At 69.8% G+C, this 13,475-nt stretch carries 15 protein-coding genes; 1 reads left to right on the top strand and 14 read right to left on the bottom strand.

Translation table 11 applies throughout. The features are described from left to right. Positions 1–16: 16 nt before the first annotated feature. The 11 genes from ACWEFB_RS01545 to ACWEFB_RS01495 form a co-directional block, all read right to left on the bottom strand. Entirely contained in the window at positions 17–982 is a 966-nt protein-coding gene (locus tag ACWEFB_RS01545) for a hypothetical protein (RefSeq protein ID WP_452281166.1), read from the bottom strand. A 10-nt stretch (positions 983–992) separates the two neighbouring features. Further along, the gene (locus tag ACWEFB_RS01540) at positions 993–1,346 is read right to left on the bottom strand and encodes a hypothetical protein (protein WP_452281164.1); all 354 of its coding nucleotides are present in this window, start codon (positions 1,344–1,346) and stop codon (positions 993–995) included. Continuing rightward, positions 1,330–1,752, bottom strand: coding sequence for a YbaB/EbfC family nucleoid-associated protein (locus tag ACWEFB_RS01535; RefSeq protein WP_452281162.1), 423 nt, complete (start codon positions 1,750–1,752; stop codon positions 1,330–1,332). Before ACWEFB_RS01535 ends, ACWEFB_RS01540 begins: the two co-directional genes overlap by 17 nt. Positions 1,753–1,840: 88 nt before the next feature. Next, positions 1,841–2,719, bottom strand: a complete 879-nt coding sequence (locus ACWEFB_RS01530) for an SseB family protein (protein ID WP_452281160.1) — start codon at positions 2,717–2,719, stop codon at positions 1,841–1,843. A 48-nt stretch (positions 2,720–2,767) separates the two neighbouring features. Continuing rightward, on the bottom strand, positions 2,768–3,847 hold the full coding sequence (locus ACWEFB_RS01525) for an SMI1/KNR4 family protein (RefSeq protein ID WP_452281158.1): 1,080 nt from the start codon (positions 3,845–3,847) through the stop codon (positions 2,768–2,770). Continuing rightward, complete coding sequence (locus ACWEFB_RS01520) at positions 3,844–4,452, bottom strand: hypothetical protein (protein WP_452281156.1); 609 nt, start codon at positions 4,450–4,452, stop codon at positions 3,844–3,846. The genes ACWEFB_RS01525 and ACWEFB_RS01520 overlap by 4 nt, the downstream gene beginning before the upstream one ends. Beyond that, positions 4,449–6,479: a hypothetical protein gene (locus tag ACWEFB_RS01515; protein ID WP_452281154.1), complete on the bottom strand. Its 2,031-nt coding sequence runs from the start codon at positions 6,477–6,479 to the stop codon at positions 4,449–4,451. The genes ACWEFB_RS01520 and ACWEFB_RS01515 overlap by 4 nt, the downstream gene beginning before the upstream one ends. A 9-nt stretch (positions 6,480–6,488) precedes the next feature. Continuing rightward, positions 6,489–7,484 carry a hypothetical protein gene (locus ACWEFB_RS01510; RefSeq protein WP_326558410.1) on the bottom strand — a complete coding sequence of 332 codons (996 nt, stop codon included), beginning with the start codon at positions 7,482–7,484 and terminating at the stop codon, positions 6,489–6,491. A 167-nt stretch (positions 7,485–7,651) separates the two neighbouring features. Continuing rightward, positions 7,652–7,936, bottom strand: a complete 285-nt coding sequence (locus ACWEFB_RS01505) for a WXG100 family type VII secretion target (RefSeq protein WP_326558411.1) — start codon at positions 7,934–7,936, stop codon at positions 7,652–7,654. Between the two features lie 56 nt (positions 7,937–7,992). Beyond that, the gene (locus ACWEFB_RS01500) at positions 7,993–8,325 is read right to left on the bottom strand and encodes a WXG100 family type VII secretion target (RefSeq protein WP_326558412.1); all 333 of its coding nucleotides are present in this window, start codon (positions 8,323–8,325) and stop codon (positions 7,993–7,995) included. Between the two features lie 399 nt (positions 8,326–8,724). Beyond that, positions 8,725–9,597, bottom strand: a complete 873-nt coding sequence (locus ACWEFB_RS01495) for a class I SAM-dependent methyltransferase (RefSeq protein WP_452281151.1) — start codon at positions 9,595–9,597, stop codon at positions 8,725–8,727. A gap of 910 nt (positions 9,598–10,507) precedes the next feature. Here ACWEFB_RS01495 and rox point away from each other — a divergent pair. Then, positions 10,508–11,935, top strand: a complete 1,428-nt coding sequence (gene rox, locus ACWEFB_RS01490; protein ID WP_452281149.1) for a rifampin monooxygenase — start codon at positions 10,508–10,510, stop codon at positions 11,933–11,935. Positions 11,936–11,948: 13 nt separating this feature from the next. On the opposite strand, the gene ACWEFB_RS01485 is transcribed toward rox, so the two are convergent. The 3 genes from ACWEFB_RS01485 to ACWEFB_RS01475 all read right to left on the bottom strand — a co-directional run bounded on the left by ACWEFB_RS01485 (position 11,949) and on the right by ACWEFB_RS01475 (position 13,454). Next, positions 11,949–12,398, bottom strand: a complete 450-nt coding sequence (locus ACWEFB_RS01485; protein ID WP_452281147.1) for a hypothetical protein — start codon at positions 12,396–12,398, stop codon at positions 11,949–11,951. Further along, the gene (locus ACWEFB_RS01480; protein ID WP_452281145.1) at positions 12,368–12,655 is read right to left on the bottom strand and encodes a hypothetical protein; all 288 of its coding nucleotides are present in this window, start codon (positions 12,653–12,655) and stop codon (positions 12,368–12,370) included. Before ACWEFB_RS01480 ends, ACWEFB_RS01485 begins: the two co-directional genes overlap by 31 nt. A 136-nt stretch (positions 12,656–12,791) precedes the next feature. Further along, positions 12,792–13,454 (bottom strand): HAD family hydrolase, encoded by a 663-nt coding sequence (locus ACWEFB_RS01475; RefSeq protein WP_452281143.1) that lies wholly within the window; start codon positions 13,452–13,454, stop codon positions 12,792–12,794. Positions 13,455–13,475: the final 21 nt, after the last annotated feature.

Raw genomic sequence — 13,475 nt, 5'->3', positions numbered from 1 at the left:
GCCGGCGGACCGGGTCCTAGGATCGGCCCGTCGCACCGAGCCGGGCAGCCAGCTGGTCGAGCAGGTCACGCACCAGGCCGCCGAGCGCCTCCGGCGGTGCGTCGGCGGAGTGACCTCCGACCAAGCCGTCGATCACCGGGCCGGGCGCGTCGCCGACAACCGGACTCGGCCCGCACGCGACCGCGACCCATTCCCCGGACTCGACCCGGACTTCGATCGATCCCCGGCCCCGGAGCAGGTCCTCGACGGACAGTCGGCTGGTCAACGCGGCCGACTCGATGACCATCCGCCCCACGTGCCCCGAGACGACCCGCGGATGTAGCGCGGCGTCCAGGACGACACCGAGACCGTCGTCCCCGAGCGTACGGAGGACCGAGGCGACCGGCCCGGACCAACGCCACCGCCCGTCGTCAGCCATCGGGACAATCTGGAGCAGCGTGCCGGTGTCGAAGACGGCGACCCGGCCACCGGTCGTGGGGCCGCCGGACACCAGCGGATCGCCGCTCGGCGCGGCGGCTGGCGTCAGGTCCGACCAGACCCGTTGGCCCGTCCCGTCGGCCGGGGTGTCGGGTGGGAACTCCCTGGTACCCCGCCCCGGCCGGAAGTCGGCGAAGATCCGCAGGTAGTCGCCGTAGGCCATCGACAGATCCAGGCCGGTCAGCCGATCGAAGATCGCCCGGCCGAGCTGCTCCTGCGGCCCCCGGAAGTCGAGCGACAACTCGAAGCCGTAGGGCGCGTACGCCGTCACTTCCTCGTCGGGCCCGGCGCCGTCACCGAACCCGGCATCCGGGTCCCGGTCAACCGCATCGAGGGTCAACTGCCCCCAACCGTCGACCCCGATCAGCGGCCGGGCGTCGACCGGGAACACATAGCCCTCGCCGGAGTGGAAGTAACCGGTCAGGTCCAGGGTCTCGGCCACCCGGTGAGCCAGGCGCTGCCCGGGACCCGAATAGCTCAGGTAGATCTCGACGGTGTCGCCCATCAGCAGCCCACTACACGTTCGTCTCGTTGATCCGGGTGGCGTTGTCGGTGTCGGTGCCCTGGTATTCCGTCATGGCGAGGATCGTGCCGTCCCCGACGCGGGACAGGCCCTCTCCCGCTCGGGACAGGCCGGTCTGCACCATGTCCGGCAACGGCTCCTCGGCGCCCGCCGGGACGGCGTAGTAGGTCGTCTCGAAGGCGTTACCGTATTCGTCCGAACCCCACGGGCGCTCGGCGTGCACGGCGTTGATGTCGCCGAGTATCGCCTGGGTCTCGGTCTTGAAGGACTCGGCGATCGACCTGAGCACCGCGCCGGTGCCGGCCACCTCGTTGGGATCCCCGTCGACGTTAAGAAACGTACCCATGCCCCTCCTCCTCCCGCTTGCGCATCGCCTTTGGCAGGTCGGCGTCGTGGTTGTCCAGCATCACGTCGAAGTCCGTCTTGGGGAGAAACCCGTCGGTTTTCGGCATCACCCGGTCCATGACCTCGCGGGTCTTCCGATTGGCATCCTCGACGGCTGCGCGGACGGTGGAGAGGATCGACGCGGACAGTGCCTTGGAATTGGGGGTGCGGTAGATCCGGGGATCGATCTCGAGCTCGATGAGCTGGCCACGCGGGCCGACCACGGCCTTGATCATGCGATCGTCGGACCATGCGGTTCCCGTGATCTCCATGACCTGCTGGCGGGTCTGCGTCGCGTCTTCGAGTGTGCGCTGAAGACCATCGATGACGCCGCGTATCGCCGACCACTGCGGACGTTCTCGTTCCACGCGCGCACCTCCCCGTATCGGTCGCACCGATTCCCTCCACCGACGACGACCTGTTTCGACAATAGATGACGTCCGCCCGATCCGGTGCTCAGCCGTCCCCGCCTCGCAGCAGGTCGGCGACACCACCGACCCGCTGCTGAGGAATCGGCGGCTCGGGCTCGGGCGCCCCGGTCCCGGTGGCCGGCGGTGCCGGTGGCGGGTTGTTGGTACGACGGTGGGCCAGCTCGGCCGCGTACGTCAGCAGTCCCCGGACCCGGTCGCCGCCCAGTGAGAAGGCGATCGGCGAGCCCGGGTTGACGGCGAGCCGGAAGTCCCCTTCGGGCCACTGCCGCACCACCGCCACCAGGTCGAGGTCGACCGTCGGTAGGTCCAAGCCGTGTCCGGCGAAGAAATCGTGATACCGCTCCGAGCTGGTGAACACCGGAATCGTCGGTACGCCGTCCACGTCCACGGCCTGGGTCGGCACGGTCACCCGCGCGGTGACCAGCAGATCGAGCAGTACCTCACCGTCGAGGGCGGCGAGCGCGTCGCGCAGCAACCCTTCCAGTTCCGTGGCGGGGACGAAGGCGGCCAGCGCCGCCGCGTCCGGCACCAGCGTCGGTACGTCCTCCGGCGCGACCAGGACGCCGATCGGGCTGACCGGGTTGACCGCCAGCCCCCAACCCGACGGCATGGTCCGGGCCAGTTCCGAGAGGCTGGTCGGGCGCCACCCGTCGGCGGTGACCGTACGGTGCAGTGCCTCGGGTGAGGTGAAGACCGGCAGGTAGGGAACCCCGTCGCGGTCCCGGGTCAGCAGGCGCTGCCGCGCCCCGTCCGCCGGCCCAGCGTCGTCGCGAAACCCGGGCAGGTACAGCGGCGCACCGGCGAGGATGCCCATCAGCTCGGGTATGTCGCCCGCGTCGGCGGCATCGCGTAACCGGCGTTCCACCTCGTTCGCCGGCGCCCAGGGGGCCGTCGGCCGGTCCATGCCGGGCTCCACTGTCACCCAGTTCCCATCGTCATCGACTTTCCGTGGTCATCGGGCCTCGAACAGCGCAACCAACGTGTCCCGCCCCGTTTCCACCGGCGGCTGCCACGGCGCCTTCATCCGCGACGGTAACCCCGCTCCGACCGGGTCGGAGCGGACCTCGATCACCTGATCGGCGTCAACCCAGGACTCGGCTATCGCGAGCAGGGCCCGGGCCGGCTGGACGAGCCGCGCCCAGAAGTCGTCGATGCTGTCGGCGCACCGCCGCAGGAGGTTCGCGCAGATGTATTCCGCGTCGTAGCCGTCACGGTCGCGCGGGTCGTCGTCGTCCAGGTACCAGACCGAGTCGAGGTCGCCGCCGGACACCCGGACCGCGAGCAGTCCGCCCTGCACGTACCCGACGGGTAGGAAGTCGACGGTCAACCGGTCACGAATCCACTGCACCAGGTAGGACAGGTCCTGATGCCGGTCCTCGCGGGCGATGCCGAACAGCGGCTGGTCGGCGACGAAACCATGGCCGGGCAGCACCCCGGGGCCCGCCGGTCCGGCGCCGTTGGTCGCGGCCAGGAACCGCCGGTACGCCTCCGGCAGCGGCCAACCCAACGCCGTTTCCAACAGGGCGACCATCTCCTCGGGAACGTTCTCGGACGCACCGGCGGCCACGGGCACCGGCCGCTCGTCGAGTCGTAGCCCGCGCCCGGCGACCGGTAACGTGCTCAGCCCGCCCCCGTGCCGGAACGAGCCGTGCAGTTCGATCGGGACGAGCGCGAGCTGCCGGGTCAGTGCCACATGTGCCCAGCACCAGCCGACCGGGGTCGCCACGGCCCGGCCCGTCGGCTCACGTGACGTCACCCAGAGCGGGTCGCCGTCGGGTCCGGCCGCGGTGCGGGCCATCGCCGCATTGGCCGCGAGCACGTCGACCACCCGTACCTCGTCGCGAGTCAGTCCGGGCACGGGGGGCGGCAGCTCCACCACCGCCCGGGCGCAGAGCGCCCAGTCCGGGTAGCCGTGCGGCGTGACCAGTACACCCTGCCGGTAACGGACTCGTAGGACCGGTGACCCGGGGTGGATGACACTCATCGCGAACCGGGCGCCCGGCGGCTGGTCGCCCGGATCGGGGACAGTCATGGAGCCAGGCGGGCGAAGGTGCCGGCGGCGACGCGGGCGAGCCGGTCGGCGGTGTCCGCCGGTAGCCGGTCCTGGTCGCGCAGGGCGTGCAGGCGGATCTGCAACACCAGATTGCCGTGATAGCTGAACAGCTCGACGGTGCGCTCGTCGCCGGTCCAGAACGCGCCCGCGCCCGCCGCGGGTACGTCCGTGGGTGTGGTCTTCGCCCGCCGACGCGCGGTGTCGAAGTACTCCTTCGCCCACCGCCCGTCCTTGAGCAGTTCCGCGTCGACCGAGAGGGTCACGACCATGGCGTCCGATGACCGGGAGGTGTCGCAGAGCCGCGCGGTGTTGGCGAGCGGGGTGTCTGCCTTGGGGAACAGCTCCGCGATCGGTGCCAGATCGGCCCGTTCGCAAAGTTCGCCGCTCGGTACGTAGACCGGCCCCTGATCGGCCGAGGAGGTACGCGCTGCCGTCGTCTGCGACGGCAGCGGCGGCAGGGTCAGCACCCCGTCGGGCCCGCTGCCCGTCGACGGATCCGCGTCCCCGCAACCGCCGGCCGCGACCAGTACCGCCGCCGCCAGCGCGAGCACGGTCGTCCACGGGCGGACTCTCCGAGCGGTCACGTGCCGAGGGTCGGTTTGGGTTCCACCGACGGGGTGGTCGGCCGGACGCCGTCCAGGACGCCACCGCCCGGGGTTTCGACGGTCCACACGCCCTCCTGGTCAAGGATCTTGCGAATCTTGTCGATTTCGCGTTCCACGGGGCCGACCGGCGGCTGCTCGGTTGCCATCTTGCGCGACGTTATCTCACCGGGCTGGCCGGTGAACGCGGCCCGCCGTTGGCCGCGCACCACACCCGAGGTCGGGTCGGACGGCTGCCGCTGGCCCGGGGTGGGACGGGTGGCTCGACCGACGACCGGGGTCGTGCGCGGCGGTGGCGGGGCCAGGGGATTGGCGGGGGCGTCCGACCCGGCGGAGGGAACCGGGGGAAGGACGGGCTCGGCTCCCTGCGGGCGGTTCGGCCGGGACCGGGCCAACACCGGTGGTGCCGCATCAGACCGACGCGCGGCGGCGCCGGGAACCTGCGGAGTCGGTGGCATCCCCGGTACGGCGGGACCGCCGCGACGGGGACCGCCGGCCCGTACGCCGGGCGGTGGCGGTGTGGCACGCGGGTTGCGCAGCACCGGGGAGGACGGCGCTGCCGGAGGGGCACCGAACTGGTTCGTGGGGTTCGGGCCGCCCGGAACGGCCGGGGTCGGCGCCTCAGGACCTCGCTTGTTCCCTTGCGGGTTGGCCGGCGAGGCCGGGCTGCCCTCGGCTGGCCCACGCCCCCTGACCTGTGGCGGCGGAGGCTGGCCGGCGCGTGACTGCGGCATCGACGGCGGCAGGCCCTCCCCGGAAACGGGTGTCGGGCCGCCGGATCCGCGCAGCACACTCGACACTCCGCCGCCGGGCAGGTTGCTCAGCAGGCCCCGACCGAGGGCCGACGGCAGACCGCCCGGCCGCAACGCCGGTGCACCAGCGGCTGTGGGGCCCGACGGCAGCGTCCTCGGAACGACGGGCGGCACGGGCGCCACCACTGGCGGTGGTACGGGCAGAGCAGCCACCGGCGCCGTGATGTTCGGGGCGGTGAGGTCGGGGCGGGTCACGTTCGGAGCGGTGAGGTCCGGGACGACGTTCGGGGCCGTGATGTTCGGGTCGGTCAGCTTCGGTGGCGTCACCGCCGGCGGCGTCACGTCCGGACGGACGACCCTCGTCTCGGTGATGTTCGGGCCGGTGATGTTCGGATTCACGCGCGGCGGATTGATGTTCGGCAGGCCCAACTCGCCCAGCTTGTGGCGGGCGATGAAGTCCGGGTTGAACCGAACGGCGTCCGTGGGTCCCTCGTAGACGGTGGCCCTGCCGCCGGCCAGGTCCTCGTTCATCACCGACCAGTAGTCCCGGGCCATCCCGTACTGGACCCGTTGCGCCTCCCAGTTCCAGCGGAGCTGGTTGTCGCGCATGAAGGTGACGTACTGGTCCGCGTACGGCGTGCCCGGGATGAGGTCGTCCACCGAGTCGTACCCCTTGGACTGCAGCCACCGTGAGCTCATGTCCTCCATGCCCTGCTCGTACCGCTGCCAGAGCTGGGTCATCTCCGCCTGGCGGCTGACGATCACACCGGCGAGGGAGAGCGTGCCGAGCCAGTTGGTGATGGCGGCGTCCTCCCACGCGTCGAGGGACATCAGGGTCGCACCCGGCCCGCGGGCCAGGAAGGCGTCGGCGCCCTGGCCGGTCCAGCCGTTCCTGCCGTTGGTGCCGTCCTTGAGCTTCGTGGAGGCGTCGAGCACCCGGGTTCGCAGGTCGTCGAGGACCCGGCTGACCTCGTACCACTGGTCCGCCAGCTGACGTACCACCGTGGCGTCCTGCGCCATGATCCGTTTGCGGATCTTCTCGATGCTGTCCGCGTAGAAGGCCTGCTTCTCCTCGTTCGAGGAGAGGACCCTGCCCTCCTCGGTGTCCCAGTTGCGTGTGGGCTCGATGTACTCGCCACTGGGCGGGGGCGGGTAGTGCCGGATGTCCTCGCCCATCCGGCGGGCCATCTGCCGGTTGAGCTGCAGCTGCTCGTTCTGCGCCGACGTGTAGCCGAAGTACTCCTCTTCGCCCGCCACGGTTCCTCCTCAGTACCCGGCGCCGTACTCGCGGACGGTGTGGTCCATGCCGTGGGAATCGAGCTGCTCGGAGACGTTCTCCACCGGTCCCTGCGTGCCGCCCTCGCGGTGCTGGTCCCGTTCGACAGTCGTCGTGGTGGGTTCCGATTCGCGCCGCTGGCCCTCGACCGTGCTGCTGCTCTCGTTGGTCACCGTGATGCTGCCGTCGGGGTTGTTGGTCGTCGTCGTGGTCGACGTGCTGCCGTTCTGGTCGTTCCCGCGGCTGGTGGTGACGCTGTTCACCGGGGTGCCGCGTACGGCGTAGCTCTGCTCGGTGACGGTCGAGATGACCTGCCGGTCGGCCCCGTAGACGGTGGTCGTCAACACCTGCGACTCGCTCGTCCAGGCCGAGGTACCGGGTTCGGTCCGATACTGCACGACCCGGTAGGAGCCGTCCGAGTAGTAGTAATAGGTGAGGCCGGCGGCGACGGTCTGCGTGAAGCTGACGGGAACACCGTCGCCCATCGACGCCATCGGCACCGGGCCGGCTTCGTCGGCCAGCCGCTGCTCGTACTCCGACCAGCTCTCGACCTTGCGGAAGCCGCGCGGCGGGTTCGCTCCCGGTTCGGAGAAGACAAAGCCGATATCGGCGACGTTGGCCGCGTTCTCGCTGTCGGAGTTCTCGTACAGTTCGGCCACGACGGCCGCCGCGGAGCCGATGTTGCGGACTCCCTCGGTCACGTCGGCGCTGAAGTGTTGGAAGTCGCTGAGCCGGTGGTTCATGAAACGGGCGGCCTGCAGTCCCTCGGGGAACGCCTCCCCGTCGTCCGAGGTCGCCAACCCGGTCATGATCAGCATGTTCATCTGGGACATCGCCGTAGCGGCCGCCCCGCTGGCCTGCCCGGAGAGCGAACTCAGCTCCTCGAAGTAGCTGACCAGATCGGTGACCTCGACGTTGACCTTGTCACCGAACGACCTGTAGTCCGAAGGCGTCCCACCGACCTGGTCTTCCCTTGGAACCCCCATCGTGCCTCCCCCGAGAACCGCGATGTGCCCGACCGCCCTGCGTCACGACTGCGGGGGCACGGAACAGCGTATTACCCGTCGGCCAGCCGCCGCAGCCGACGATCCCGGCGAGGAGGCGTACCACCTCGCCGGGACATCTCTCATGAGTCGTCCGGTCAGCGGGCGCCTCAGAAGTTGGCCGAGATCCTGCTGTCCACCTCCTGCATGCGCTCGGCGGACGCGCCGAGCTTCATGCCGAGGCGGGCCAACGCCTCTTTGATTTCGGTGGCGCCCTGGTTCCACTGTGCCTGCGCCTGGTCGCACGCCTGGCCGGCGGAGCCCGACCAGTCGTTGGCGAAGAGTTGCTGGAAGGCGTTGTATAGCTCCCCCAGCTCGACGTCCAGGTTGCCTTGGTAGGTGCCGATCGCGGTCGCCACATCGCCGATCGCGCCGAAGTTGTAGGTAATACTCATTGGTGTGTCACCTTTCGACTGTTCTCGACCACCAGTAGGGACCTCAGTCGCCGAGGTCAGCCGCGCAGCGCGCTGATGACGGCGCTGTTTCCGGTCCCCTCGGCGGCGGCCCGGATCTCCGTCGCCGCATCCTCGTCCTGAACCCCGAACTGCGTCGAGGCGTCGCTGATCTTGCCGGACAGGCCGTCCAGCGCGTTCAGGATCTTCGTCAGGCCTTCGTTGAGGTCACCCGAGACCAGTTGCAGTGCGTTGTTGGCCGAACCGGCCATGCCGGTACCACTCAGCGACGTGATGCGGTCGAGCAACTGCGCCATTCCCGTGGCAAGCCGCTCCCCGGTGTCCTGGCACCGCTGCGCCATCGCGTTGAGTTGGTCCTGCGTAGCGTGCACTTGGCCAACGCCTGGAGTATCCGTCAAGGTGGATTCACCCCGCTCCTCTGTAACGCCCCCCGCCCAGGGGAGCCTCCCCTTGGGTCGCATGAAAGCTCATGCGCCGTGTCTCGCGACCCGAAGGTAGCGCCATTCGTCCACTCAGGCCACCCGGATGTGCGCCGATGCCCATATCCGTCGGGAAATGACACATCCGGGGTCGTGCATTGGACAGGCTGATCAGACGTACGGGTCACGCTCTCACGGGAGTCGGGTCGTCCCCGGCTGCCGGTGGGTGGTGGTCCGCGCTGCGCCAGCACCTGGTGGCCGGCGCCTCTCCGTCGAGGTCCCCGCCCACTGGGCCGCGCCGCTGTCGCATCGGGTCGCCCTCAACAGGCCGGGGCCGGCGTCCTGCGCAGCTCAGGGACGCAGCGCACGCAAAAACGCGATGGCCACCGTGCGTCGGGTGGGCGTGCCGAGCGCTGCCTGGGCGGTCATGTGCGCGTCGAGACGCTCGCGTTCCGCACCGGTCAGTGCCGTGGCAATCGCTTCGCCGTACGTGGGGACCAAGGGGTTGGGTGCCACCTGCTTGAGCGCTTCCCAGTCGACAATCGGCTCGCCAGGCACATCTACCTGGGCGCGATAGTCCAGCTCCACCGCCTCGAAGCCCGCCGCTACCGCCCACTCCACGAGGTCACGCTCGTCGAAGTCGATCATCGGCCGCTCGCCTTCCGCCGTGACGCTCCGGTAGACGTCGCGAACCTTGGCGAGCAGGTCGTCCACCGATGAGGCGCCCAGGCCGAACAGGTCGTCGGGACGGCGCTGACGCGCGAAGCGATTGATGGGCTCGAAGAGGGACACCCGCCCGCCCGGCCTCAGTACCCGGAAGAACTCCACGAACGCGGCCGCCTTGCGAGCGGAGTAGATGAGGACCGACCGGGTGGTGACGACATCCACGGACGCATCCGGGATGCCGGTCAGGTCCTCGGCCGCCGCGAGAACGAAGCTGCACCGTTCATCGCCGCCGGCAGTCCGCCGACACTCGTCGAGAAGATCCCGTGAGACGTCGCTGAAGATGACGTGTCCCTGGGGGCCGAGCCGGTCGAGTGCGCCGAAGGCGATCAGTCCGGTTCCACAGCCAACATCAAGGACGACGTCCTCGGGCAGCAGTCCTGCTCCGTCAAGGACGCCGTCGCGGACCACCGCGAGGTCCCGGTCGCTGCGGGCCCGCAGGGCCGCACTGTTGCCATCTCGTCTGGTCAGCAACCACTGCGCCCACTTGTCGTCCGCCACCAAGCCACCGTATCCGCCTGTATCCACCGCCACGCATGTGAACCCTTGCCGGTCAGGACCATGAGCCTCCGACGGCGCCGGCCCAGCGGTCCAGGCCGACGCACGGGTACGCGCCACCCGCCTCGGCCGCGAAGCGACAACGAGGACCCGAGACGTACGGGCGGACCAGCGCCCACCTCCCGAATTATCGAATTACCTGCTAATGCAATCCAATAATTGACCCAAGAGGAACCCCTCGACAAAACGGGACGAAACGCGCTACACCATAATGACAGTTATGGTGTGCTCCTCGAGCGGACCAGACGGGCGCGTCGACAGTGGTACGTCCTCCGAACGCGCCCAGGCCCCGGGTGCGCTCACGGCGTTGGCGCGTACGTGGGGCGTCGGGTCGGTGACGGCGCCCCGCAGCAGTGCCTCGACCTGTCGGGCGCCGCCAGCGGGTACGCGGTCGCGGAACGGGCCGAGACGGCCGGCCGAGGACGGACACCACGGCCCGACGAACGTACGGGCTGCCTGCGCGCAGACCTTGCCTCATCTGCCAAGCGATCCCGGCATTGGATGAGGTCTCAGGTGTGTTCGGCGCGTCGCCGTCGCGAGAGGAGTCTGTCCGTCCGCGGCGGACGACAAAAATATTGGCAAGGGAAACGATTACTCCCTCGCCACTCTTAACGTATACCGCACCGGGGGGCTTGCGGCAAGACCCGGGTCGTGCCCCACAATCTCCAGCCGGGGCCAGGACCTGCGGAAACCAGGGCTTCGCGAATCACCTGTGCTCGCCTCGGGGCGAGGGGCACGCGGAAGGTTGCTCTACCGGTGGGGTCGAGGTGCGGTTGCGGGGCACTCGGCGGGCAGATGCGGTTCGCGCCGGGCCACTGGCCGAAAGTTCACCTTGTTTCGAACGGGGAGTCTCATGATCGATGTGATTGTTGCCGGGGGCGGGCCGACCGGCCTGATGCTGGCCTGCGAGTTGCGCCTGCACGGCGTACACGTGGTCGTGCTGGAGCGGGATACGGAACCGACCAGGGTTGTCCGCTCCCTCGGCCTGCACGCCCGCAGTATCGAAGTGCTGGACCAGCGCGGCCTGTTGGAACGATTCCTCGAGCTGGGCAAGCAATACAAGATCGGCGGTTACTTCGCCGGCATCACCAAGCCGTGGCCCGACCGGTTGGATACCGCACACGGGTATGTCCTCGGCATCCCGCAGCCCGTCACCGACCGGCTGCTGACCGAGCACGCCATCGAGGTCGGCGTCGAGATCCGGCGTGGTCGTGAACTGGTCGGGCTGAGACAGGACGACCACGGGGTGACCGCCGAACTCGCCGACGGCACGCAGCTGCGCTCGCGCTACCTCGTCGGCTGCGACGGTGGCCGCAGCACGGTGCGCCGGCTACTGGGCGTCGGCTTTCCCGGCGAGCCCGCCAGGGTCGACACGCTGCTGGGCGAGATGGAGCTGACCGCGCCGCCGGAAGAAGTGGCCGCCGTGATGACCGAGGTCCGCAAAATCCAGCTCCGGTTCGGGGTCGGACCGCTCGGCGACGGGCTGTACCGCGTTGTCGTACCTGCCGACGGGGTGTCCGAGAGCCGTACGGTCCCGCCGACCCTGGAGGACTTCAAGCAGCAGTTGCGAGCGACGGCCGGGACCGACTTCGGCGTCCACTCACCGCGCTGGCTGTCCCGCTTCAGCGACGCCACCCGGCTGGCCGAGCGCTACCGGGTCGGCCGGGTGCTGCTGGCCGGTGACGCCGCGCACGTCCATCCGCCGCTGGGCGGGCAGGGGCTCAACCTCGGCATCCAGGACGCGTTCAACCTGGGCTGGAAGCTGGCCGCCGAGGTCGACGGCTGGGCGCCGAACGGGCTGCTGGACAGTTACCAGGCCGAGCGGCACCCGGTGGCCGCCGCGGTGTTGGACAACACCCGGGCGCAGACGGAGCTGATGTCCCTCGATCCGGGTCCCCAGGCGGTGCGTCGGCTGCTGTCGGAGCTGATGGACTTCGAGGACGTGAACCGGTACCTGATCGAAAAGATCATCGCGATCGGGGTCCGCTACGACTTCGGCGATGGGCATGAGCTGCTCGGCCGCCGGCTGCGGGATGTGAAGCTGAAGCGGGGGCACCTGTACGACCTGATGCACGGCGGCCGTGGGCTGCTGCTCGACCAGACCGGCCGGCTCTCGGTGGCGGGCTGGGCAGATCGGGTAGACCACGTCGTGGACGTCAGCGAGGAACTGGACGTACCGGCGGTGCTGCTGCGGCCGGACGGCCACGTGGCCTGGGTCGGTGACGATCAGCAGGATCTGCTCGGCCGGCTGCCGGAGTGGTTCGGGGCGGCCGTGCACTGAGCCGGGAGGGGTGTCAGACGTCGTCGGCCGGGATGTGGTGCACCTGGTCGGCGGGGATGGCCGACGGGGTCAGGTAGGGCTCGCTGGTGAGGTAGTAGGCGTCGTGTTGCAGGGCCGCCCACACCGCGTGGGCGCGGGCGAGGTCGCCCTTGACCAGGCGGACGAAGGCGGCCGTGTCGGCCGCCTCGCCGGATCCGAGGGGGAGGACAGCGACGCTCGGCAGGGCGGCCAGGACGCCGAGGCGGGCTCGGGCGGGTGCGTCATCAACCCGGGTGTACGCGTCCAGCAGCGCCACCGCCGGCAGGCCCGCGTACGCGCCCTCGTCGGCGATGTCGACGAGCAGTTCGCCGACGTGGACGTGTCCACGGGCGTAGGACAGCATCGCGGAGGTGTCCAGTACGGCGCGGATCTCGATCTCGTCGTCGTACGGCATCAGGCGGAAGCGGTGTCGTCTGCCGGCCACGTTCCCGCGCGTACCATGTCGCGTCGTCGTTTGTTCTCGGCCCGCTGCCCGGCGGTCAGCCGGGGCAGAGAACCCCGTACCCGGTTCCGGCCTTCCTCGGTGACCTCGATACCGACCGCCCGGAGCATCTCCACGGTCGCGGCCGCCCGGTCCATCCGTGCACGGAGCGCGTCCGCCACGGCGGCGGAGGCGTTCTCCTCACGGTCGAGGTACGCCGCGACGTCGTCCGGGAGGCTCACGGTCACGCGCTTCGTCATACCCGGATCATACCCACGAGGGCCGGTCCCCCGGGCTGACCCGCGCGACCAGGTCCGAACGTCACAGAACTTCCGATTCCGGGCGAGTGGGTGAACTTGGTCGTGGCCAAGCCGGTCGGTAGCTGACGATCCCGGGTCACCGCGATCGGAGGAGCACCTCGACAGCCTCGGTAACCGAGTCGACCATGAAGTCGGGTGCCGGGCCGACGAACGACCACTGTCCGGGCCGACGTCGAGGCGGCAACCAGATCGTCCGCATCCCGGCCGCATGACCGCCGGCCACGTCATGGACCAGGTTGTCGCCGATCATCCATCCGCCCCGGTCGAGGCTGGTACCGCACGGGTCCGCGGCGAGCCGGAAGATCGCGGGATCGGGCTTGCGTACGCCGATCTCGTCAGAGATGCACCACCCGTCGACCAGGCCGTCGAGCCCGGTGTTGCGGATCTTCCCGAGCTGGTTGTCGGTCATGCCGTTGGTGACGATCCCGATCCGCCACCCGGCCCGACGCAGGCGACGCAGGGCGTCGACGTCCCGCGCGCCGCAGGACGCTAGCTCGGGCATGCGTCGGCGGTACTGCGCCCACAGTCGCTCGGGCGCCTCGCCCAGGTCGAACGTTTCATTGACGGTGACAAAGAAGCTGTCCATCGGCCCGGAGTGGTGCGCGTCGGCCATGAGGAGGAAGGTGAGCGCCTCGTCGTCGAGCCGGTGGGTGACGACAAACTCCTCGGCCCAGGCGTTGAACGCCGAGGCCCGGTCGACGAGGGTGTCGTCCAGGTCGAACAACGCGAGCTGCCGCACCCCGGCACGATAGCCGGACAC

The organism is Micromonospora sp. NPDC004704, from assembly GCF_053601675.1.
Note: the sequence above shows the minus strand (reverse complement) of the source record. Positions and strands in the feature narration are given on the sequence as shown.